This is a genomic window from Desulfuromonas carbonis, from assembly GCF_054658035.1.
In genome coordinates, this window is sequence record NZ_BAAHXR010000002.1 from 799675 (window position 1) to 822778 (window position 23104).

21 protein-coding genes are annotated in these 23104 nt (G+C 62.6%); 12 read left to right on the forward strand and 9 right to left on the reverse strand.

The features are described from left to right. Window positions 1-6 precede the first annotated feature (6 nt). Together ACYQ8E_RS06100 and ACYQ8E_RS06105 are read right to left on the reverse strand one after the other, a co-directional pair. Window positions 7-1923 carry a fumarate reductase/succinate dehydrogenase flavoprotein subunit gene (locus ACYQ8E_RS06100; protein WP_066727661.1) on the reverse strand — a complete coding sequence of 639 codons (1917 nt, stop codon included), beginning with the start codon at window positions 1921-1923 and terminating at the stop codon, window positions 7-9. Between the two features lie 11 nt (window positions 1924-1934). Further along, the gene (locus ACYQ8E_RS06105) at window positions 1935-2615 is read right to left on the reverse strand and encodes a succinate dehydrogenase cytochrome b subunit (RefSeq protein ID WP_066727662.1); all 681 of its coding nucleotides are present in this window, start codon (window positions 2613-2615) and stop codon (window positions 1935-1937) included. A gap of 499 nt (window positions 2616-3114) precedes the next feature. Here ACYQ8E_RS06105 and tgt point away from each other — a divergent pair, with 499 nt between their 5' ends. Together tgt and ACYQ8E_RS06115 are read left to right on the forward strand one after the other, a co-directional pair. Further along, window positions 3115-4233, forward strand: coding sequence for a tRNA guanosine(34) transglycosylase Tgt (gene tgt, locus ACYQ8E_RS06110; protein ID WP_066727663.1), 1119 nt, complete (start codon window positions 3115-3117; stop codon window positions 4231-4233). 45 nt (window positions 4234-4278) lie between these two features. Next, window positions 4279-5076, forward strand: coding sequence for a hypothetical protein (locus ACYQ8E_RS06115; protein WP_066727664.1), 798 nt, complete (start codon window positions 4279-4281; stop codon window positions 5074-5076). Window positions 5077-5231: 155 nt separating this feature from the next. Here the strand turns inward: ACYQ8E_RS06115 and ACYQ8E_RS06120 are convergent, their stop codons facing one another. From ACYQ8E_RS06120 to ACYQ8E_RS06150, 7 genes are all read right to left on the reverse strand, one after another. After that, on the reverse strand, window positions 5232-7502 hold the full coding sequence (locus tag ACYQ8E_RS06120) for a GspE/PulE family protein (protein ID WP_066727665.1): 2271 nt from the start codon (window positions 7500-7502) through the stop codon (window positions 5232-5234). A gap of 143 nt (window positions 7503-7645) precedes the next feature. Continuing rightward, window positions 7646-8101, reverse strand: a complete 456-nt coding sequence (mscL, locus tag ACYQ8E_RS06125; protein WP_066729833.1) for a large-conductance mechanosensitive channel protein MscL — start codon at window positions 8099-8101, stop codon at window positions 7646-7648. Between the two features lie 181 nt (window positions 8102-8282). Further along, window positions 8283-8693, reverse strand: coding sequence for an acyl-CoA thioesterase (locus tag ACYQ8E_RS06130; protein ID WP_066727666.1), 411 nt, complete (start codon window positions 8691-8693; stop codon window positions 8283-8285). Window positions 8694-8753: 60 nt separating this feature from the next. Then, a complete protein-coding gene (locus ACYQ8E_RS06135; RefSeq protein ID WP_066727667.1) occupies window positions 8754-11300 on the reverse strand; it encodes a PAS domain-containing sensor histidine kinase in 2547 nt (848 codons plus the stop codon). 62 nt (window positions 11301-11362) lie between these two features. Beyond that, a complete protein-coding gene (locus tag ACYQ8E_RS06140) occupies window positions 11363-11596 on the reverse strand; it encodes a hypothetical protein (RefSeq protein ID WP_066727668.1) in 234 nt (77 codons plus the stop codon). A gap of 212 nt (window positions 11597-11808) precedes the next feature. Beyond that, the gene (locus tag ACYQ8E_RS06145) at window positions 11809-12777 is read right to left on the reverse strand and encodes a polyprenyl synthetase family protein (RefSeq protein WP_066727669.1); all 969 of its coding nucleotides are present in this window, start codon (window positions 12775-12777) and stop codon (window positions 11809-11811) included. Between the two features lie 37 nt (window positions 12778-12814). After that, window positions 12815-14353, reverse strand: coding sequence for a sensor histidine kinase (locus ACYQ8E_RS06150; RefSeq protein ID WP_157471878.1), 1539 nt, complete (start codon window positions 14351-14353; stop codon window positions 12815-12817). Between the two features lie 278 nt (window positions 14354-14631). Here ACYQ8E_RS06150 and ACYQ8E_RS06155 point away from each other — a divergent pair, with 278 nt between their 5' ends. The 10 genes from ACYQ8E_RS06155 to ACYQ8E_RS06200 are packed head-to-tail and all read left to right on the forward strand — an operon-like array spanning window position 14632 to window position 23102. Next, a complete protein-coding gene (locus ACYQ8E_RS06155; protein ID WP_066727671.1) occupies window positions 14632-16035 on the forward strand; it encodes a cbb3-type cytochrome c oxidase subunit I in 1404 nt (467 codons plus the stop codon). Between the two features lie 17 nt (window positions 16036-16052). Then, window positions 16053-16916 carry a cbb3-type cytochrome c oxidase subunit II gene (locus ACYQ8E_RS06160; protein ID WP_066727672.1) on the forward strand — a complete coding sequence of 288 codons (864 nt, stop codon included), beginning with the start codon at window positions 16053-16055 and terminating at the stop codon, window positions 16914-16916. Next, complete coding sequence (locus tag ACYQ8E_RS06165) at window positions 16916-17056, forward strand: cbb3-type cytochrome c oxidase subunit 3 (protein WP_082820321.1); 141 nt, start codon at window positions 16916-16918, stop codon at window positions 17054-17056. Before ACYQ8E_RS06160 ends, ACYQ8E_RS06165 begins: the two co-directional genes overlap by 1 nt. Window positions 17057-17076: 20 nt before the next feature. Then, window positions 17077-17601: a c-type cytochrome gene (locus ACYQ8E_RS06170; RefSeq protein WP_197463637.1), complete on the forward strand. Its 525-nt coding sequence runs from the start codon at window positions 17077-17079 to the stop codon at window positions 17599-17601. Between the two features lie 45 nt (window positions 17602-17646). Beyond that, on the forward strand, window positions 17647-18897 hold the full coding sequence (locus ACYQ8E_RS06175; RefSeq protein ID WP_066727673.1) for a 4Fe-4S dicluster domain-containing protein: 1251 nt from the start codon (window positions 17647-17649) through the stop codon (window positions 18895-18897). Next, the gene (locus tag ACYQ8E_RS06180) at window positions 18897-19361 is read left to right on the forward strand and encodes a FixH family protein (protein ID WP_066727674.1); all 465 of its coding nucleotides are present in this window, start codon (window positions 18897-18899) and stop codon (window positions 19359-19361) included. Before ACYQ8E_RS06175 ends, ACYQ8E_RS06180 begins: the two co-directional genes overlap by 1 nt. 40 nt (window positions 19362-19401) lie before the next feature. Continuing rightward, the gene (locus ACYQ8E_RS06185; protein WP_066727675.1) at window positions 19402-21834 is read left to right on the forward strand and encodes a heavy metal translocating P-type ATPase; all 2433 of its coding nucleotides are present in this window, start codon (window positions 19402-19404) and stop codon (window positions 21832-21834) included. Further along, window positions 21828-22013 (forward strand): cbb3-type cytochrome oxidase assembly protein CcoS, encoded by a 186-nt coding sequence (ccoS, locus tag ACYQ8E_RS06190; protein ID WP_066727676.1) that lies wholly within the window; start codon window positions 21828-21830, stop codon window positions 22011-22013. Before ACYQ8E_RS06185 ends, ccoS begins: the two co-directional genes overlap by 7 nt. After that, entirely contained in the window at window positions 21997-22428 is a 432-nt protein-coding gene (locus ACYQ8E_RS06195) for a hypothetical protein (protein ID WP_066727677.1), read from the forward strand. The genes ccoS and ACYQ8E_RS06195 overlap by 17 nt, the downstream gene beginning before the upstream one ends. Further along, complete coding sequence (locus ACYQ8E_RS06200; RefSeq protein ID WP_066727678.1) at window positions 22425-23102, forward strand: sulfite exporter TauE/SafE family protein; 678 nt, start codon at window positions 22425-22427, stop codon at window positions 23100-23102. Before ACYQ8E_RS06195 ends, ACYQ8E_RS06200 begins: the two co-directional genes overlap by 4 nt. Window positions 23103-23104: the final 2 nt, after the last annotated feature.

Consider the following 23104-nt stretch of genomic DNA (forward strand, 5'->3'; position numbering starts at 1 on the left):
CGGCCATTATTTGTAACTCCTCACGGCAAGATGAACATTGTCGAATTTCAGCGGCTCCTTGTGGAGTTCCGGCTCCTTGTCGTTGCCCTTGAATTCCCAGGCGCCGACATAGGTGAAGTTCTCGTCGTCACGCATCGCCTCGCCGTCGTCGGTCTGGTGCTCGACACGGAAGTGGCCACCGCAGGATTCCTCACGATGGAGGGCATCCTTGGCAAGCAGCTCGCCGAACTCGAGGAAGTCGGCCAGACGACCGGCGTTTTCGATCTGCTGGTTGACCTCGCCGGGACCACCGGTGACATTGACGTTTTTCCAGAATTCCTCGCGCAGGGCGGGGATCTCCTTGAGGGCCTTGGTGAGGCTCTCCTTGGAGCGCGCCATGCCGACGTTCTCCCACATGATCTTGCCGAGGTCGCGGTGCATTTCGCCGACGGTCTTCTTTCCCTTGATGGCGAGGAGCTTGTCGATCTGCCCCTTGACATCTTCGGCCGATTTCTTGAACTCCGGGTGGTCGGTCTTCACCAGGCCCGGTTTGATCTGCGCCAGGTAATGGGCGATGGTGTAGGGGATGACGAAGTAGCCGTCCGCCAGCCCCTGCATCAGGGCCGAGGCGCCGAGACGGTTGGCGCCGTGCACGGAGAAGTTCGCCTCGCCGAGCACGAAGAGGCCGGGAACGTTGCTCTGCAGGTTGTAGTCGACCCAGAGACCGCCCATGGCGTAATGCGGCGCCGGGTAGATCCGCATCGGCTGCTTGTAGCCGTTTTCGTCGGTGATCTTCTCGTACATGTCGAAAAGATTGCCGTAGCGCTCGGCGATGGTGGGCTGGCCAACGCGGTCGATGGCGGACTGGAAGTCGAGATAGACCCCGCGCTTGCCGGGGCCGACACCACGACCGTCGTCGCACTGTTCCTTGGCGGCACGGGAAGCGATATCGCGCGGCGCCAGATTGCCGAAGGAGGGGTATTTGCGCTCCAGGTAGTAGTCGCGATCTTCTTCCTTGACCTCGTGGGGCTTTTTGTCGCAGTCCTCTTTCTTCTTCGGCACCCAGCAGCGGCCGTCGTTCCGCAACGACTCGGACATCAGGGTCAGTTTCGACTGATGATCGCCGGTCTGGGGGATGCAGGTCGGGTGAATCTGGGTGTAGCAGGGGTTGGCGAAGAAAGCGCCTTTCTTGGCTGCTTTCCAGTTGGCCGTGACACTGCAACCCATGGCATTGGTGGAGAGATAGAAGACGTTGACGTAGCCGCCGGTGGCGAGGACCACGGCGTCACCGACGTAGGACTCGATCTCGCCAGAGACGAGGTTGCGGCAGGTAATCCCCTTGGCGACGCCGTCAATAACGACCAGGTCGAGCATTTCGCGGCGGGTGAAGAGCTTGACCGTCCCGGCCTTGACCTGGCGGGAGAGCGCCTGGTAAGCACCGATCAGCAGCTGCTGGCCGGTCTGTCCGCGGGCGTAGAAGGTACGGGAGACCTGGGCACCGCCGAAGGAGCGGTTGTCGAGGTAGCCGGCGTAGTCGCGGGCGAAGGGAACGCCCTGGGCGACGCACTGGTCGATGATGTTGTTGGAGACCTGGGCGAGGCGCCAGACGTCAGCCTCGCGAGCGCGGAAGTCGCCACCCTTGATGGTGTCGTAGAAGAGGCGATAGATGGAGTCGCCGTCATTCGGGTAGGCCTTGGCCGCGTTGATACCGCCTTGGGCGGCGATGGAGTGGGCGCGGCGGGCGCTGTCCTGGTAGCAGAAGGCTTCGACGTTGTAGCCGAGCTCGCCGAGGGAGGCCGCAGCGGCGCCGCCGGCAAGGCCGGTGCCGACCACCAGGATCTTGAATTTACGTTTATTGGCGGGATTGACCAGCTTCATGTCGAAGCGGTGTTTATCCCAGGAATTTTGAATAGGTCCGGTAGGACATTTGCCGTCGAGAATCACTGTTGTACCCCCTAGCCGTTGACTGCGCCGATGATGATGAGAAGCGGAATGGAGACATAGCCGAGCAGCAGCACGAACGCCACCGCCTTGCCGAATACGCCGATCCCCGGGAAGGTCTTGTCGTTGGTCAGGCCCATGGTCTGGAAGAAGCTCTGGACGCCATGACCGAGGTGGAGGAAGAGAAAGATCATCCCGACCACGTAGACCAGAGTGATGAAAAGCTGCTTGAAACTCAGCACGACCATGGTGTAGACGTCGGGAACCATTTCACCGTGAAGATCGACGAGATTGGCCTTGGCACTGAAGGGGCCGACGCTTTGGATGGTGAAATGAAAGAGGTGGTAGATGATAAAGGCGAGCAACACGCCGCCGGAGATAATCATCGTCTTGCTGGAGAAGGTCGCCCGCAGGCTCTCCTTCACCGAATAGGCCAGCGGCCGGGCGCTCTGGTTCTCCAGAGTCAGCTGCACGCCGAGTGCGATGTGAATACCGATCACGACCAGCATCACCAGGCGAAACAACCAGACCAGGGGACCGAGATCATGGAGATGCTTGGCATAGGCGTTGATCCCGTCCGGTCCGACGAAGACCGACGAGTTGCCGAGCAGGTGGACACACACGAACAGGAGCAGGATGAGCCCGGTGATTCCCATCAGGAGCTTTCTGCCCACGGAGCTTTGCGTCAGTAACATGATGTCTTTTCCCTCGATTGAAATTTCATTTGCCAAACTGGGGCATGAAAACCCCAGGCCTCTATGCGCTATGCCCCGTCGCCGCTCTCCGGATGGACTCACAGAGAATGTGGGCGCCGAAGACCGGTGAAGAAACAGGTGGAGCACGCCATTCGCCGTAGGATTTCATGATTCAGACCCCCTTTTCGGGAAAAAGGAATGGATTGGAACCGGCGCCAGGGTCAAAAGACCACGGACACCCTTTGAAGATGGCAGAATTTTAACGGGGCAGAAACTGGTTCTAAGTACCATTCGGGGTGTATACGTGTCAACTTAAAAGTGCATATTGTATACACCTTTCAAACAGTGTTAGGACCGCTTCCCGGGCCGTTTCCAGGCCGGTCCGCAGCCCCTCTCTCCGGTTGCTTTCCAAGGCGGCATCTGCTAGAGTCCGCAAGGCATGCCCGGATCATTTCGGGCTATTCTTTTTCCCCGGCTCGCCCCCAACTGGATGACTCCGATGTTTGACTTTCAGCTCCTCGCCACCGACCGCACCACCCGCGCCCGCCGCGGCCGTCTCAACACGCCCCACGGGGTGATCGAGACGCCGATCTTCATGCCGGTCGGCACTCATGCCGCCATGAAGGCAATGACGCCCGACCAGGTTGGCGAATGCGGCGCCCAGATCATCCTCGCCAACACCTACCATCTCCATCTCAAACCGGGCGAGGCGCTGGTACAGAAGGCCGGCGGCCTGCACCGCTTCATGAACTGGGGAAAACCGATCCTCACCGACAGCGGCGGCTTCCAGGTCTTTTCCCTGCCCAAGAAACGCATCACCGAGAACGGTGTTTTCTTCCGTCACGAGGTAACCGGCGAGGAGATTTTCCTGGGCCCCAAGGAAGCGATGGCGATCGAGAATGCTCTCGGCGCCGACATCATCATGGCGTTCGACGAATGTATCCCCTATCCCTCCGATCATGGCTACGCCGCCAACTCCATCCGCAAGACGATCCGCTGGGCCGAGCAATGCCGCAAGTCCCACCAGCGCACCGATCAGGCCCTCTTCGGCATCGTCCAGGGGAGCGTCTATCCCGACCTGCGCCGGGAATGCGCCGAGCAGCTGACCGCCCTCGATTTTCCCGGCTACGCCATCGGTGGCGTCAGCGTCGGCGAGGGGCTGGATCTGCTCAAGCAGGTGGTCGACGACACCGAACCCTTCCTGCCGGCCAACAAGCCGCGCTACCTGATGGGCGTGGGATTGCCGGAGGACATCCTCGAAAGCATCGAACGCGGCATGGACATGTTCGACTGCGTCATCCCTACCCGCTACGCGCGCAGCGCCACCCTCTTCACCAGCCGCGGCAAGATCCGCCTCACCCATCGCCGCTACCGGCGCGACTTCTTCCCCGTTGATGCCGCCTGTGACTGTTACTGCTGCCGGAACTTTACCCGGGCTTACCTCCACCACCTTTACAACGCCAATGAAATCCTCTCGGCGATCCTGGCGGCGATCCACAATGTACGCTTTTACCTGAACATGGTGGCCGGCGCGCGGGAAGCGATCGAGAGCGGCGACTATGCCGCCTTCAAGGCCGAGTTCCTGGGCCTTTATGGCACGAGCGGCGGCGACGAGTAACCGGACCCATGCCAGGCCCCGCATCCCGGACGCAGGGAGGCGCCGTTGAGTGAAAATCACCCCGCCGGCCAGCTTGACCCCGACCTGGTGGGCCGCCTGCGACAAGCGTTAACCGCAACCTCCGCCAACCTCTTCCAGGTTCTGCAGGATCCGGCTCCGGAGGTCCTGCGCGCGGCGCTGAAAAACCGTGCTCTTCGCGAAGAGCACCTCCTCGCCCTGTTGAAACGGCGGGATCTCCCCGAGGATCTGCTTCGGGCCTTGTCCCAGCTCCCTCTGGTCGAAACCAGTCACCGCCTGAAGCTGGCCCTCGCCGCCAATCCCGGCACCCCGGGAGCGGTCACCCTCACCCTCCTCCCCCACCTCTATCTCTTTGAACTCCTCAATCTCTGCATTCTTCCCGGCACCACCCCCGACCAGCGCCTTGCCGCCGAACGGGTCATCCTGCAGCGGCTGCCGACGGTCGAACTTGGCCACAAGCTGACTCTGGCCCGGCGCGGCACCCCGGTGCTGCTCGCCGCGTTGCTGCGGGAGGGAGAACCCCGGGTGGTCGAGGCCTGTCTCGCCAATGGGCAGCTCCGGGAAGTGGCCATCCTGCAGTTCCTCAACAGCGCCGCCGCCAGTGCCGAGACCATCTCCATGGTCGCGCGTCACCCGCGCTGGAAGAGCCGCCCCAACCTGCGGCTCGCCATCCTCAAAAACCGCCGGACCCCGGCGATCTGGTTCACCCTCTTCCTCCCCGCCCTGCGCACCCCCGACCTGCACAACCTGCTCGCCGGCCGGCGCCTTTCCCCCGCCCAGAGAGAACTGGTCTCCGACGAACTAAGGCGCCGTGGTCACGGCTGACCTGGGCCGTTTCCAGCGCAAGTCGCCGCTATTCACTAACGGCAAGAACGCTGTGGTAACAAGGGAAGTGAGCTGCGCCCCAAGGGGCAAACCGTGGGGCAGGAGACGGATGGGACTGGGGGCGAGCCGGATTTGAGGCTGGGTGGGAACCGGAGTTAAAGGCAGACCTTCATAACCTGGTCAAAATCGGTCTGTCCAGCCAGCACCTTGGCGACACCGTCCATTTTCAGGCTGCGCATCCCCTGGTCGAGAGCGAGATCCCGGATCTCTTCAAGGGGAAGATTGCGCTTGATGGCATGCTTGATCTCCGCGGTTGCGACCAAAACTTCATGCAGGGCAACCCGTCCCCGATACCCCTTGCCGTCACATTTTTCACACCCCTCGGCCAGCATCAGGACGGCATCGGGTGACCATGCGGGAAAGCCATCCGCATGATACCGCTCTTCACCATAGGCGGCGATCAAGTCGGACCAGGTCTCTCGGGACGCAGGCCGGGGCCGGCGACAGTGGCTGCACAGCGCCCGCGCCAGGCGCTGGGCGATTACCCCGAGCACGGCATCGGAAAAGCTGAACGGATCCATCCCCATCTCGATCAGCCGGGTGAGGGTCTCGGGGGCGCTGTTGGTGTGCAGAGTGCTCAGGACGAGGTGCCCGGTCAGGGACGCCTCGATGGCGATTTTGGCGGTCTCCACATCGCGCATCTCGCCGACCATGATGACGTCGGGGTCGGCGCGCAGGAAGGAACGCAGCGCCTCGGCGAAACCAAAACCGATTCGTGGATGGACCGGGACCTGGCGCAAACCGGACTGGGTAATCTCAACCGGGTCCTCGACGGTCCAGATTTTCCGCTCCGGAGTGTTGATCACGGCGAGCGCGGAATGGAGCGTCGTCGTTTTCCCCGAACCGGTCGGCCCGACGCAGAGGATCAGGCCATAGGGTTTGCGCAGAAAATCATGGAAGGCATTGAGATTGCGAGAGGAGAAGCCGAGCTGGTCGAGGGGCAGCGGCTTGGAGGAACTCAGCACCCGCAAGACGGCGTCTTCCTGGCCACCGACGGTGGGGGTGATTTCGACCCGGTATTCGAGGAGTTTGCGCCCGACCCGCAGCAGGATCTTGCCGCTCTGCGGCTTACGGCGCTCGGCGATATCGAGGTTGGACATGATCTTCAGGCGCGCGATGACCGCGCGTTTGAAGACGCCGGCGATTCTGTGAGCCACCAGGCAAGAGCCATCGATGCGGTGCCGAATCCGCAGCGGGGCCGAACCGGGACCGGGCTCGAAGTGGATATCCGATACCCCCTCCTGGTGGGCCTCGATGAGAAGCCGGTTGACGACATTGATCACCTGGGAGTCGCTCTCGCTGACCTCGGAGCCGAACTCCTTCGCCTCATCCTCTTCGAAGGTGGCAATCTCACCGTCGAGTTGCCCGAGGAGCGAATCGACCGAACCCTCGGGGGTGTAATAACGGGTCAGGGCATCGTCGATGGCGGCCGCATAGGCAACCACCAGATCGATGTGGCAACCGGTCGCAAAGCGCAGGCTGTCGGCAATGGTCGTGTCGGTGGGGGCTGAGGTCGCGATCAGCAGCCGGTTGCCGTCCCGCTCCAGGGGCAGGACCTTGAACCGGTAGGCCATGCCGCTGGAGAGGGCGGCAAGGGCCTCCTCCTGCGGCTCGACCGCGCTCAGATCGACCAGGGGGAGCCGGAATTTTGTGGCCAGGGCGACCATCAGCTGTTCCTCGGTAATCAGGCCCCGTTCAATCAGCAGGTCCCCGATCCGCTTGCTCTTCCCCTGTTCCTGGCTGGCAACCGCCTTCTCCACCTGTTCCCGGGTCACCAGTCCGGCCGCAATCAGGATGTCGCCAACCCGCGCATTTTTCGGCAGACTCCCCTCAGCAGGAGGGTGTTGCAGGGTCGCCTCAATGGTCCCCTGGGGGAGGTTGTTCTCCTCGGCGAGAATCTCCCCAACCCGGCGACGCCGCAAGCGATCCTGCTCGGCGAGAGCCGCGTTCATATCGGTTTCCCGCAACACCCCATTTTCCAGCAGTATTTGCCCGACCGGGCGCTGCAGCTGCCGCAGCCGGATGCCGTGGCTGGTGAAAAAAATCGACTGGTAGGGTCCCTGTCCATCTTCGGGAAAACCAAAGAAGCCGGCGGTGAACTTGTCCCGATCCGGAATCTGCACGCGAAAGGTCTCGCCGTTCATGGTGAGAACCTCCTCGTACCCCCCCCCCAGCTCGGCATTGACGATCTTTACCGCCGGCCCACAGAACTTGATGCAGGCCAGCTCGGAGAGACGGAATGTCAGTGCGCGACCCTGCCCCTCGAGGAGAACCTCGACGACCCCCTCGCCCGGCTTGAAGGGTCGTTTCAGCACCCCCTCGACCTCCGCGCGGTCGAGAAAGTTCAAAAATACTCGTTGTTCCATCGCTTGCGCCTCCGGTCGACATAAAATTCATACCAGGCCCGCCACCACAGCGGGAATGATGAAAGAAGGAGCATTACAACTTTTGGCATCTCTTTCCTGCTCCTGCTCTGGTCACGACCCCTGGCGAAATTTTGATCCTCGATTCAGCCTGCAGTAAGCTCCGAGGTGCAGTTGGGGCAGCGACTCGCCTTGATTGGTATGGCGGTGAAACAAAAGGGACAATCCCGGGTGGTCGGCTCAGCCACCGGAGCTTCCTCCTGCCGCTTCATCCTGTTGAGCGAACGGACCAGGAAAAAGACCGCAAAGGCAACGATCACGAAACTGACGACCGCATTGAAAAAGAGACCGAAGTTGATGGTCACGGCACCCGCCTTCTGGGCATCAGCCAGAGTGAGATAAGGGGCGGCCGTAGCCCCTTCCCGGAGCACCACATACAAGTCGGAGAAATCGACATTTCCCAGCAGCAGGCCGATCGGCGGCATGATGACATCGGCGACGAGAGACTTGACGATGGTACCAAAGGCACCGCCGATAATAATCCCGACCGCCATGTCGACGACGTTGCCGCGCATGGCAAACTCTTTGAATTCCTTCACCATGGCCATCCCATTCATCTCCTTCTCAAGGGTGAATCTGATTTCAACCGGGATTCCATGATGGTCACGACTGCACAGTTGCAGTCGCCCGGCATGGAGGAAGTCTACCACTCTGGCGGCAAATGCAAGGGAGGGACGGGTGAGGAGCTACCCTTCCGCCCAGAGCGGTCCCTGGTGCGGAAGCCTAGAACCCCTCGAAAGCGGTCACGGCCCGGCGAAATGGCCCGGGAAGCCGGACCGGGCGCCGGCTCTGGTAATCGAAGGCAACCAGGCTGGTTGTCCCCTCGGCAACGGCGGCACCACCCCGTTCGATGCGGTAGCTCATGATAAAAGACGAGTTGCGCAGTTCGCTGACCCGGACGCCGATTTCAAGCTGTTGGCCGAGAAACATCTCCGCCAGGTAGCGAACCTGTGCCTCGGGAAGGATGATGCCACAGCCGCCAATATCGAGTTCCGAGAAATCGCCGAGATGGCCCAGATAAGCAATGCGTGCATCCTGGAAAAAACTGAGAACCGCGGCGTTGGAGACATGACCACCGTAGTTGATGTCGGCCACCCGAACCGTGTAAGGGATGCTGAAACGAAAATTTTCCATGGCACATACTCCCGGATTTCAATTTCCAGCTGGGACTGTCAAAAAAGCGGCCGCACCAATTCACTTCCTGGCGGGAGGCCGGCTCTCGTTCGCGACGGTTATCGGCTTCGGCGGCAAGGGGAACCAGAGCGTGAAGGTCGTCCCACCTCCGGGTGAACTTTCGACCTCAATGCGGCCGCCATGCTCCGAAACGATATTGTGGCTGATGGAGAGCCCCAGGCCGGTCCCCGCCCCCTTGCTGGTGTAAAAAGGTTCGAAGATCAAGGGGAGACGCTCTGCCGGTATCCCCTCTCCGGAATCAGCAACGGCAATTCGCACCTGATCATCCTGGAGTGCGGCGCTCAGTCGCAGGACCCCTCCCGCCGGCATCGCTTCGATGGCATTGGTCAGGAGGTTGAGGAATGCCTGTTTCAGTTTGTCGCGGTCAAGGGGGAAGGAGGGCAGGTTCTCCGGGATACTCTGCTGCAGGGAGATTCCGGCCTTGCGACATTGCCCTTCGACCAGGAAGAGGGTGTCGGCGAGAACGCCGCCGATTGCATCGTTTTGCAGGCGCAACTTGGGGAGCGCAGCGAATTCGAGCAGTTCATTGACCAGCCCCTCGAGGCGCTCGATTTCACTCAGGGCGCGCCGGATCAGCACCTGGTCGCCACTGCTGCTGATCAGCCGGTCGTGCAGTTCATCGAGCAACAGACTGAGCCCGGTCAGCGGGTTCCGAATTTCGTGGGCGATCCCGGCGGAGAGCCGCCCCAGGGAGGCGAGGCGATCCATGCGCGCCAGGTGATGGCGCATCTCGACCCGCTCGGTGAGATCCTCCACCGTCAGCAGTTGCCCCCCCGCTTCGCCGAAACTGAGCGGCAGCAGGGCAAGGCGGAAGGTGCGCTCCTTGCCATCGCGGCTGGCAATAACGTAATCACTCCAGATCCCGCGCGCCCCTTTGGCCGCCTCTCCTGCACCGAGGGCGCCGAGAAGTTCCGGCCACCCGGCCAGCAGTACCGCGGCCGATTGGGGTGCGGCAAGGACCGGCAGATCGAGAATCTGCCGCGCCGGCCCGTTGGCCGAAGTCACGTTGCCGCCCGCGTCAAGGGTAAAGATTCCCGTTTCGACATTTTCGAAGATCGTCTCCTTGAAGTTGCGTTCGCGGAGAATCTCCTTGCGCGACCGGCGCAGGGCCTGGAGGGTGCGCAGCAGGCGGCCCCGGCGTTCATTGAGTTCGCGGGCCATGGTATTGAAGGAGGCGGCGAGCTGCCCGACTTCATCATGGCCGGAGACCGGCACCTCGGTGGCCAGCTTCCCCCGCGCCATCTTCCGGGTCCCGTCAATCAGCTCCAGGAGCGGTCCGGTAATCCCGCGCGACAATCGCCAGGCAGCGAACAGGACCAGCAACCCGGTGAGGGTGATCATCAGGGAGGAACCGCTGACGAAACGGGTGATTTCGCGCCGGATAACTGCCGAGGTGGCGAGAGCGGTCTTGTGAAACTGGCGCACCTCGGCGCCAATCGTCACGCCGCCAAAGATTCCCCGGTCACCATAACTCCCCCCGCTATACCGAATTGGCGCGTAGGCCATGATCTTCTCCGAGCCACCGACATTGGTGACATCGGCCACCCCCGATTGGCCGTCGAGAACAGCGCTGGCCACGACCGGATAATTGGGATGGACGAAACCGGCGTTGAAGAGATTAAAGGGGATACGCCCGGCCTGGACATCCTCAAAACTGGAGGCAAGGGTATAGGGGGGAACGAGCCGGCCCTGGGAATCCAGCCCGCGGATGTCCCAGAACTTGGGGTGGGCGATCATCCACCCCTCGTCATCAAATAAAAAGGCGTAGTTGCCGCTGTCGTAGGAGGGAAAGACGACGTAGCGTTCCTCCGTCGGCATGATGTGCTGGGTGAACTCCATCAGGTGACGGTGATCGAGAGAGAGCACGACCACCCCCCGCAAGGTGCCGTCCGGGGCGCGCTGCGGCATGGCGAAGCGGACCACTCCCTGGTAGCTCGCCCCCTCCACCGCTTCCTCGGGGCTGGCGGCGTCCCCCAGCTGCGCCTGGCGTCCGACATGCCAGCCGGTGACATGGGACACATAGACCGCACCGGCGGGCAACCGGGCCGCTTCCCTGAAGTAGGTTTCGCTGCGATAGGTCGTATCGGCCGGGTCGGCAACCTTGCGCAACTCCCGGCTCACCACCCCGTCGACAATCCGGAGTCGCTCGAAGCCGTCGGCACCGACAAATGCCAGTTCCCGGTAAAGGGGGATTTCGTCGCGGCATTCCTGCGGGGCCCGATTGGTTCCGCAGCGCTGCCAGATCGCGCGATGATGGTTGGCACTGAAGGCGAGGTAGGAATCGGGCCGGGCGGGGAGGAGTGCCAGGTCGCGCAGGTCCCCTTCGACCCGTTGCAGAAAGTCGCCGACATCGGTTGCAACCATCTCGGCGCGCAGTTGCAAGGCCCGGGCGGCCTGCTGATCGATGGCGGCAGTCGCACTGGCGCGCAGCAGTGACTCCACCAGCCGCAGACTGTGGTTGGAACTGACCAGCAGCAGAATCAGCGGGATCAGCGACAGGGCCCAGAAGGCATAGAGCACCTTGCGGTGCAGGTTCAGACGCGGCATGGACGGGAGTATAGCAGCAGGGCGGGGCTGTCGACCACCCTGTTGGGACAGTCGCTAAAAAATTAGCAGCTCAGGCGGCGGGTCGCGTAGAGCAATTCGCGGGAATTGACCGCCAGCGGGAGCAGCCGCTGGTGCCGGGAGAGTGCTTCTTCGAGGGAAATCCCGTCGTTGATGATGACGTCACGGGGGGTAAAGAAAGTCTTGGCAACATGCGTACCATCCGCCCGCCGAAAGATCAGAATTTCGTAATCGTTTCCGGCAATCGCATGGTGGGTGGTGTGAACCAGAGTTTCCATAATCGTCCCCCCCGGGGGTTCGGCAGGTTTAGCCAAAGTGCCCGGCTGACGGGCGCCAATAAAATATGGATTCTATTTTTGAGCAAAATTCAGGCCAACCAGAAAATCTCCCCAGGTGCAAACGAGAGACGCCCGCAACGGCGGGGCCGTCACGGGCGTCACTGGAAGAACCAGACCAATCCTCTCAAGTTATTTAACCGGTCGGTCGCCGTCTATTTACGGCGACTAAGGACATAGTCGGCCACGGTTTCTAGGGCGTCCCGCTCCTGGCCGGAGGCAAAGGCGGCGAGGTGGGACTTGGCACGGGCAACCATATCGGCGGCACGGCGGCGGGTGTATTCGATCCCCTGGTAGCGCTCGATCAGCGCCGTCACCCGGGTCAGGGCGACATCGTCCAAATCCTCGGCCTCGACTATTACAGCCACTTCCTGGCGCTCGGCAGGGGTACACTGGCGCAGGGCGTGGATCAGCGGCAGGGTCATTTTCCCTTCGGCAAGATCATGCCCCTTGGCCTTGCCGAACTCGTCCTGGTCAGCCACGTAATCGAGGGCATCGTCCATCAACTGGAAGGCAATTCCCAAATCCATGCCATAAGCGGCGAGGGCTTCCTCCTGCTGGGGCTCCAGGTTGCCGAGGATGCCGCCGACGCGACAGGCGGCGGAGATCAGAATGGCCGTTTTGTTCTCGATCACATTCAGGTAACTCGCCTCGTCGATATCGAGGTCACAGGTACTGATCAGCTGCTGGACTTCCCCCTCGGCCATCTGCGTGGTGGCATCGGAGAGTGCCTGGAGGACCGCCAGGCTGCCGCCCCTAACCATGAGCGAGAAGGACTTGGCGAACAGAAAATCACCGACCAGTACCGAGGCCTCGTTCCCCCAGACCGAATTGGCGGAAGCATTGCCGCGCCGCAGCACGGCGCTGTCGACTACGTCGTCATGCAGCAGGGTCGCGGTGTGGATAAACTCGACGACGCTGGCCAGACCGATATGGGCGTCGCCGCGGTAACCGGCCAGGCGCGCACAAAGAAGGAGCAGAATCGGCCGGATCCGTTTGCCGCCGCTGGCCAGGACATATTCCCCAACCTTGCGGATCAGGACCACATCCGAGGTCAGGTCGATCTTGAACTGGGCTTCCACCCGTTGCAGATCGTCTTTCAGTTGGGCCAGTACCTTGTCCATAAGTGTCAAGCCATCTCCGGCAAATAGGAAATTCTCGTCATCCTAAAGAATCGTCGTAACCCTTGTCAAAACTTTTTTCCGGGCTTTGAATGGGCAATTGCAAGCGGAAGCAGGCGCCGGCCCCTTCCCGAGCCTCAGCCTCGAGACTCCCGCCATGCTCTTCGATCAATTTCCTGCAGACCGGCAAACCGAGCCCCGTCCCCTCACCGCTTGGTTTGGTGGAGAAAAAGGGCTCGAAGATTCGTTCCCGCAACTCGGGTGGTATCCCCGGCCCGTCATCGCAAATGCGCAGCACCAGGGCTCCCCCCTCCCGGGCCAGTTCCATGTCGATCATGCCCTGACCACCAAGAGCCTGGGCGGCGTTGATCAACAGATTGACCAGCACCTGGCGCAGACGGTCGGCATCGCCGACCAGCAACGGCAGATCGGGGTCAATGGCAAGGCGACAGTCGATGCCGCGAAAAATCTTCTGGGGCTGCAGCGAGGTCAGGGTCTCGCGCACCAGAAGGGTGAAGTCGAGGGGTTCCCACTGCACCGGGGTGCTGCGGGCCAGTCCGAGCAAACCGCCGGTAATGCGCCGACAGCGCTGACATTCGGCGATGATTGCCAACACGTCCTCGCGCCGCGGGTCGGTCTCCGGCAAGTCTTCCAGCAGCAGCTCGGCATAGCCGAGAATAATGCCGACCGGGTTGTCGATTTCGTGGGAAACTCCTGCCGCCAACTGGCCGATAGTGGCAAGGCGCTCGGCCCGGATCAGGTGTTCCTGGATCGCCTGCAGTTCGGCGTTGGCCCGGATCAGGGCGGCGTGTTTGGCCGTCAATTCGTCCTGGTTGGCGGCCAGGCTCGCCGCCATTTCGTTAAAAGCCCGGGCCAGGGTCGCCAGTTCATCCCGCCCGTTTTCGGCAATCCGCGTTGCCAACTGGCCGCGGGCAACGGCGCGGGCGCCGGCGGTCAGGGCCTGGATCGGCCGGGTCACCCGCCGCGCGCCAAGCCCGGTGAGGAGCAGGGAGCAAATCAGGGCAATACCGCCGATGCGCCACGATTGCTGACGCATCTCGAGCAGGCGGCGGTCGACGGAATCGAAGGAGACCAGGTAGCGGATGGTCAGCACCTGGGCCCCGGTCGGCCCGAACGCAGGCTCGGTCAGGTCGAGAAGCCGCTGGCCATCCTCCAGGTGCAAGGTCTGCACCGTCATGCGCGGCACCTTCAAACGCTCGCGGTCCACCGCGATGCTGTCAAGTTTAAGGGGGAGATCGAGGTAATCGGGAAACTGGGGAGACTGGAACAGGAGACGCCCGGCCGGGCTGTAAATCTCGAAGCGCACCAGGTCACGGTTAAAACTGAGGAAGTCATAGACATCCTGAAGCACCACGCTCTCCCGGGGGGGGAAGTCCCCCCGGAAAAGTTTCAGGAGTTCAGGTGTCGCCAGCCGGGCAAAAGAGCTGTTCTGGGTCCGCAGGTGGTCCTCCCACTGGCGGGCCTGTTGCCGTTCCAGGGTCAGAAACGCAATGAGCAGCACCACCACCAGGGTACCGCCCGAATAGAGAAAGAATTTCCGCCCCAGCGTCAATGGCACAGCCCTGCCCCCTTTCCGACCGGGGCAACAGCCACGGTGCTGGCATCATAGTGAAGCGGTGATATAACTGTCAACTACATGCCCCGAACTACATACCCAGGCTACAGAACCCGGGCTGACCTGCGCCCGGAAAACAAAATACGACAACCGGGTTGACATCCAACCGGCACTGAGTAATATAGGACAATTTTTATCTCTTTTACCTTCAGCGGGGGACCCTGCCTGCCCCGCTTCCCGGCCACACCGGGAGGGACCTGCCACGATCTCAAGGAGGCGCCATGGAACAACCCGGCTACAATTACGCCATCGTCCGCAGCTTCGTCAGCTGGAGCATCCTCTGGGGGCTGGTCGCCGTGCTGGTCGGCGTCCTGATCTCCTTCCAGCTGGTCTACCCTGACCTCAACTTCCCGCCCTACCTCACCTACGGCCGCCTGCGCCCGCTGCACACTAATGCCGGCATCTTCGGCTGGGCCATCGGCAGCTTCTTCGCCACCTTCCTCTACATGGTACAGCGTCTCACCCGCCGCCCCTTGTGGAGCAATGGCCTGGCGCGCTTCCAGCTCTGGTTTTTCAACGCTACCATCATCGCCGCCGCCATTACCCTCCTGCTCGGGTTCAACACCTCCAAGGAGTACCACGAGCTGGAGTGGCCGGTGGACGTCATGGTGGTCATCCTCTGGGTGGTCTTCGCCATCAACATCGTCATGACGATCATCAAGCGCCGGGAAGAGCAGATGTACATCTCGCTCTGGTTCATGCTCGCCTCCATCGTTGGCGTTGCCATCCTCTATCTGGTCAATGCAGCGGAGGTTCCGGTCTCTCTCTTCAAGTCCTATTCGGCCTATGCCGGCACCAATGACGCCAACGTCCAGTGGTGGTATGGCCACAACGCGGTGGCGATGGTGCTGACGGCGCCGCCGCTGGCGGTCTTTTACTATTTTCTGCCAAAATCGACCGGGGTGCCGATCTACAGCCACCGCCTCTCCATCGTCGCCTTCTGGTCGCTGATCTTCATGTATCTCTGGACCGGCGCCCACCACCTGCTCTGGACCCCGGTGCCGGACTGGATCCAGACCCTGGCGATGGCCTTCTCGGTAATGTTGATCGCGCCCTCCTGGGGTTCGGTCTTCAACGGCTACCTGTCGATGGGGGGGCAGTGGCACCAGATGCGGGAGAATTACCTGGTCAAGTTCCTGATCCTCGGCATCACCTTCTACGGCCTGCAGACCCTGCAGGGTCCGCTGCAGGCGATACGATCCTTTTCGGCTTTCATTCATTACACTGACTGGGTTCCCGGCCACGTTCACATGGGAGCCCTGGGTTGGGTTTCCCTGGTACTTTTCGCCGCCATCTACTACCTGGTGCCACGCATTTACGGCCGGGAGCTCTACAGCATCCCCTTGGCCAACCTTCACTTCTGGCTGGTTCTGCTCGGTCAGCTCGGCTATTCCGTCTCCATGTGGATCGCCGGAGTGCAGCAGGCCGGCATGTGGCACAGCCTCAATCCCGACGGCAGCCTCGCCTACTCCTTCATGGAAACCCTGATCGAACTCTACCCCTATTGGTGGATTCGGGCGATCAGCGGGGTGATTTACCTTGTCGGCCTCGCCACTTTCATCTACAACCTGTTCATGACGGTTCGCCGCGGCAAGCCCGCCGGCGCAATCGCTCAGAACGCTTGAGAGGGGAGGTCGACGTCATGTGGGAAAAAAAACCGGTCCTCTTTCTGCTGCTGGCTACCCTGACCATTCTGGTTGGCACCATCATCACCATGGTGCTTCCCTTCGCCTGGGTCAATACCGAAGCCGACCGTATCGCCAGCGTCAAACCCTATACCGCCCTGCAGCTGGCCGGCCGCGATGTCTATATCCGCGAGGGATGCAACAACTGCCATACCCAAACGGTACGGCCGCTGGTCGCCGAAGTGTTGCGCTACGGGGACTATTCGAAGTCGGGTGAGTTCGTCTACGACCGTCCCCACCTCTGGGGCTCGCGCCGTACCGGGCCGGACCTGGCCCGCATCGGCGGCAAGTATCCGGACGCCTGGCATTACCAGCACATGGCCGCGCCAACTTCCATGGTGCCCCGTTCCAACATGCCGGCCTACGCCTTTCTCGGCTTAGGGCTGGTCGACCCGGCCTACACCCGAAAAAAGATGGAGGTTTTGGACTTCCCATACCAGGAGGCTGACATTACCGCCCTGCAGGGAAAGAGCGAGATGGATGCCCTCGTCGCTTACCTGCAGAAACTCGGCAGCGACATCCCCTGGCGCCAGGCCGCGCAGACGATCATGGTCGGCGAATTGCAGAACCCCTACCAGAGCGATTCCAGCGTCCTGGAAGCCGGGGGAGCCCTGTTCGCCCAGCACTGTGCCGCCTGCCACGGCGACGACATGACCGGCGGTATCGCTGCTGACATCCACGACCTTGACCTGCCCGATGCCGACCTTTACGAAATCATTTTCAACGGTATCCCCGACGCCGGTATGCCGGGCTTCGCGGCCCTCGGTCCCGACCGGGTCTGGAAGCTCGTCACCTTCGTCAAGTACCACAAGCGCCACTGATGAGATGGGCCTCGCTCCTTTATCTGGGGATCACCTTCGGCCTCTTCCTGGTCTTTGCGGTTATTGTGGTGCGCACCTACAGCCGCAAGCGCAAGGAGACCTTGGAGGAACCGAAAAACCGTATGCTTGATGACGACTGACTTTCGCGGAGGAATTCGCTATGGCCATGCTCGACGACCACGAACACAAACACGCTGTGCACAATTTTGACGGGATCATTGAAAATCGCGTCACCGCGCCGCCCGCCTACTTCTCCGTCCTCTTCTACGGGCTGATTCTCTGGGGTGTCATCTTCTCCGCCTACTACCTGCTCTCCGGCTGGAGTTCTGAGGCCGAGTTCGAGCAGAAGATGGCGACCCACCAACAGCAGGTGGATCAGCAGGGCGGCAAGACTCCTTCAGGATCAGCAGCAGCGGTTGCGGCTAAGCCCGCCGAGCAGAGCCAGGCAGACCAGGTCGCGGCCGGCAAGGAGCTTTTTGCGCAACATTGTGCGGCTTGCCATGGCGCCGCTGCGACCGGCGGTATCGGACCCGACCTGACGGCCAAAACCCTCAAGTTCGGCCGTACCACTGCTGACATCGAGACCTCGATCAGCGGCGGCCGGCCGGGCGGCATGCCGGCCTTCGGCAACCAGCTCTCCAAGGACCAGATCGCCAGCCTGACCGCCTTTATCGAATCGCTTTAAGGAAACCGGCGGGGGAGTTACTCCCCCGCCGGCCTTTTCCCCGCCATGACCAAGTCCACCCCCCATCGCCTCGGCCCCTGGCGCCGAACTTTCCAGTGGTGCACTTCGTTGGTCCTGGTGGTGATTCCGTTTATCCGCAGCGGGGATCAAAGCCTGCTGCGGCTCGATATTCCGACCCTCTCGCTTCAGCTCTTCGGCAGCACCCTCCATCTCGAAGAGCTCTATCTCTTCCTGCTGCTGGCCCTCTCCCTGATCTTCCTCTTCCTGCTGGTGACCCTGGCGTTCGGACGGGCCTGGTGCGGCTGGGCCTGTCCGCAGACGACCCTGAGCGATCTCAGCGAGGGGCTCGCCCGCCGCCTCGGCCTGGAGCTGGAGCAGGGCGGCTTTTCCGGCGCTCCCTGGCGCCGCGGGCTGCTGCACCTGCTCCTCATCCTGCTGGCCTTGCTGGTCGGCGCCAACCTGGTCTGGTATTTCATCTCCCCCTACAGCTTCTTTCCCCGGCTGTTTACCCTATCGCTCCCCCTTGGCGCAGTGATTTCCCTTTTGGGCACGGCCCTGATCGTCTACCTCGACCTGGTCTGGCTGCGACGGCTCTTTTGTCAGGAGTTTTGCCCTTACGGCCGTTTCCAGACCGTCCTGGTCGATTCCGGTACCCTGACCCTGCGTTATCACCCCGACCACGCCGACCGCTGTATCCAGTGTGGCGCCTGTGTCCGGGCCTGCCCGATGAAGATCGACATTCGCCGCGGCTATCAGGTAGAATGCATCAACTGCGGTCGCTGTCTCGATGCCTGCCGGGAGGTCATGGCCCGTCGCGGCCAGAGTGGAATCATCCGTTATACCTTCGGAGTCGATGGCAATGGCTTCGCTGCCCTCCTCAATCTGCGCATGCTGCTGGTCGGCGCTGCCTTCATCCTCCTCTCCGCGGTGCTGGTCGTCGCGACCCTCAACCGGCCGCTGGCGACTCTCAAACTGGCGCGCGCGGGAAATATCGCACCCCGCGCGCTGGAGGATGGAAGGGTGGCCACCATGTTCACCACCGTCATCGCCAACCGCGGTGCCGCTCCCTTGTCGCTGACCCTCTCTGCCCATGACGACAAGGGGCACACCCTGGAGTTGCGGGGTCCGACTGAGCAACTGCAGGTGCAGCCGAATGAACGGCGCCAACTCAGCATTCTGCTTCTCGCCCCCGCCGCCCCGCAGCGGCAGGCAGTCGATTTCAGGCTGAGCAACAGCCAGGGAGAACCCCTTGCCAGCAGTCGGGCCTACCTCGATCCGTTACCCGGGAGTCATTAATGAAACAAGTCATCCGCCGTCGCCATTGGCAGCCCCTGCTGACGATTCTCATCGTCCTTTTCCTCGCTCTGACCGCCTGGGCCATCGACCAGGCCCGGCAGAAGGGGAGCGCGGTCAGCGACCAGGATTATTATCGCCACGGCCTCGCCTACAATGAAAACGCAGGGGGCTCTGAGGCTGGTGCAACAGGCAGCTGGTCGCTTACTTTCCAGCTTGACGGCACCCTCCTGGAGATCCGCCTGCAGGCCGCTGACGGCAGCAGCGTCAGCGGCGCCAAGGGCGAAATCGTCCTGCTCGGATCCCGTCCCGGCGCCATGAAACGCTTCGACCTGTTCCTTACCGAAGGGGACCCCGGCCAATACCTGGTGCGCCTCCCCGAAGGTCTGGATGGACAGGTCATGGCCCAGCTCACCCTGGAGAAGGGGAGCACCAGCCTGCACCGCAGCCTGTTACTGAACTTCTGAGACGCGGGCCCCGCTTCCGCCCCGCTCCGAGCCAATCCCGATGATGACTCCTTCTGACCAGTGCGCCCATTGCGGCCTGCCGATTCCGCCCGGGGAGCGCATCAGCGAAACCCTGCCCGATCGCCGGCTCGATTTCTGCTGCCAGGGGTGTCACGGCGCCTTCCGGATTATCAACGGCGCCGGCCTCGATCGTTTCTACCGTGAACGGCATTGGGAGGAGAGCGGTCTGCCGACCGGGGCCTATCGCGGCCGCTTCGATCCGGCCACCCTGGCCAACGAGGTTCGCATGACCCCGGACGGCGCCGAACTAACCTTTCTGGTCGAGGGGGTACGCTGCGCCACCTGTGTCTGGCTCAACGAGAAGATTCTCTCCCGCCTTTCCGGAGTGCTCGATGCCCGGCTCAACTATGCAAGCCATCGGGCGCGGGTCCGTTTTGACCCGGCCAGGACCACTCCCGTAGCGATTTTCGAAACCGTCAGCAGCCTCGGCTACCTCCCCCGCCTCGACAGCCATGACAGCCAAACGCAGCTTCGTCTGCAGGAACGCCGCCGACTGCTGATCCGTTTTACCACCGCGGCCTTTCTCTCTCTGCAACTGATGGGATTTTCGATCGCGCTATATGCCGGTTATTTCCAGGGCATGGCCCCCGGCATCCGAAGTCTGGTGCAGTGGCTTGCCGCCATCGTCACCACCCCGGTCATCTTCTTTTCCGGGTCATCCTTTCTTACCGGAGCCTGGCGCAGCCTGCGCAACCGCACCCCGGACATGGAGCTGCTCATCGCCCTCGGCGTTCTGGCGGCTTATGGCTACAGCATGGTGGCACTGCTGCGGGGAGGCGAAGTCTATTTCGATACGGCGGCGATGATCGTGACCCTGGTCCTGCTCGGCCGCTTGCTCGAAAATGGTGCACGCCAGCGGGCGGCGGAAGGAATCGAACGCCTGCAGGCCCTCGCCCCGGATACTGCCTGCCGCATTGCCGACAATATTGAAGAGCTGGTCGACAGTGCGCTGCTTCGCCCCGGCGACCTGATTCTGGTGCGCCCCGGCGAACGGGTCCCGGTCGATGCCGCAGTGGTCTCCGGCAGTACCGAAGTCGACGAGGCCGTGGTCAGCGGCGAACCCTTGCCGGTCCTGCGCGGGCCCGGCGACCCGCTTCTCTCCGGCAGCCTCAATCTGAGTACGGCCGTGACCCTGCGGGTGACCCGGGCCGCCAGCGAATCTTTCCTCGCCCGGATCGCGGCCCTGGTCGAAGAAGCCCTCGCCCGCAAAGCTCCGGTACAACGGCTCGCGGATAGCATCGCCGGCATTTTTGTACCGATCGTCATTCTCCTCGCCATTGGCACCGCCGCCTTCTGGTTCGCCAGGGGTGCCGGCAGCGCAACCGCACTCCTCCACGCCGTGGCCGTCCTGGTCGTCGCCTGCCCCTGTGCCCTCGGCCTCGCCACGCCGACCGCGGTCATGGTGGCAACGGGGGCTGCCGCCCGCCGCGGCATTTTCTTTCGCGGCGGCGATGTTCTCGAGAAGGTCGGCCGGTTGCAGTTGGTCGCCTTCGACAAGACCGGGACCCTGACCATCGGCCAGCCAACGGTCAGCTCCCTGAACCCGGCGAGCGGGGTCAGCGAAGAGGAGCTACTTCGCTGCGCCGCGGTCGTCGAGGGGGGCTCCGGTCATCCCCTCGCCCGGGGGATTCGCAGTGAAACCGCGCGGCGGGGCTGGCCGGTCACCAGGATCGGCAGCGGCGCGCGGACCCTCCCCGGGGCGGGCGTCAGCCTCGACCTTGCGGGGGAGCGCCTCCTGGTCGGCACCCGCGAATTTCTTTCCGGCCAGGGGATTCCGGTCTCCGCGCCTGGCGCCGGGACCCCCTTGACCGAGGTCCATGTCAGCCAGGGCAATCGCTATCTCGGCATGATCCGCCTCGAAGATCCGCTACGCACCGAGGCCGCGGCGGCCCTTGCCGCCCTCCATGGCCAGGGCGTGACAACCGCCATCTTGAGCGGTGACCGGCCGGCGGCCGTCGCCAAGGTCGCCGACCGTCTCGGCATCAGCCACGCCTGTGACAGCCTCACTCCGGCCGGCAAGGGCACCTGGATTGAAGATCGCCGCCGTTCCGGCCAGCGGGTGATGATGGTCGGCGATGGCATCAACGATGCGCCGGCCCTGGCGGCCGCCGATGTCGGTTGCGCCCTCGCCGGCGGCACCGACATTGCCATCGAAACCTCGGATCTGGTCCTGACCCGTCCCGACCTGCGGCGCCTGGTCGAGGCGATCACCCTCGGCCGCCGCACGCTGCGGGTCATCCACCAGAATCTTTTCTGGGCCTTCATCTACAACCTGGCGGCCTTGGCCCTCGCTGCCAGCGGCAGGCTGGCACCGATTCACGCTGCTGCGGCCATGGCGCTCAGCTCGTTGTGTGTGATCGGCAATTCCCTGCGCCTGGCGCGCAGTTCGATTGCGGAGGAGCGCGGATGTTGACCTCCGTCGTGATGTTGATTATCCTTTCCCTTTTCCTCGCTACCGGGGTCTGGCTGGTCTTTCTCTGGGCGGTCCGCAAGGGGGAATTCGACGATGCCGAAAGGCCCAAGTACCGTATGCTCGATGAAGATGAACCTGCTCCGCCGATCGAGGAGATTGAGAATGGCCCGAAACAATAGACCTGCCCCCTACCGCCCGCTGCTTGTTGTCACCACTCTCATCCTCGCCTTGCTCCTCCCGGGGTGGGCCATGGCTGCCAGCACCCGCATTGCCGCCTCTGGCCAGGCCGGCTACCGCGGCCTGCTCGAATTTGCCGCGTCACCGCTGCAGACGATGCGGCCGACGGCCTTCACCCTCACCCTGCAGGATCCCACCGGCCTGGAGACGACCGCACCGGACGCCAGTTGCTCCCTGGTCATGCCGGCCATGGCCATGCCCGAGAACCGGCCGCGGGTGACCCGCTCTGGCGGCCATTTTGCCGGGGAAGCCATCTTCACCATGGCCGGGGCCTGGCAGATGCTGGTCACCCTGCGCCGTGACGGCACCGAGGTTGATCATCTCACCTTCGACATTGAGCGGGTCCTCCTTCAGTGATCGACCCGCTCTACAGCATGGCCCTGATGACCGGGCTGCTCGGCACCGGCCATTGTCTCGGCATGTGCGGCGGGCTGGTTGCCGCCCTCGGCCTGGCCGGCGAAGGCAGACCGCGCGGCCCTCTGTTTCATCTTGCCTACAACCTCGGCCGCATCACGACCTATACCCTGATCGGCCTGACCGTCGGCTGGCTCGGCTCGGCGATTGCCTACACCGACGCCTTCAGCCTCTGGAGCCGGATCATCCTAGTCGCTTCGGACCTCTTTATCATCACCCTCGGTCTCGGCACTGCCGGGCTCCTGGCCCGCATCAACCTCAATCGCCTCGAGTGCGCCCCCCTCCTCCCGGCGCTGACCCGTGGCGCGACACGCCTGGGCGCTTCGAAGACATCCCTGGTCGGGCTCCCCCTTGGCCTTTTGATGGGGTTCCTCCCCTGCGGTTTCCTTTATGCCCTGGCGATCACGGCGGCGCAGAGTGCCGACCCCTGGAAGGGAGCGCTGATGCTTGGTGCCTTCGGCGCGGGAACGCTGCCGGGCCTGCTATTTTTCGGTAGCGGCGCCCATTGGCTCGGGCAGAGGATGCGGCAGGGAATGATGCGTGCGGCAGGAATGATGGTGGCACTGATGGGTATTTACAATCTGTTCCGGCATGGCCAGCTCCTCGGCTGGTGGTGACC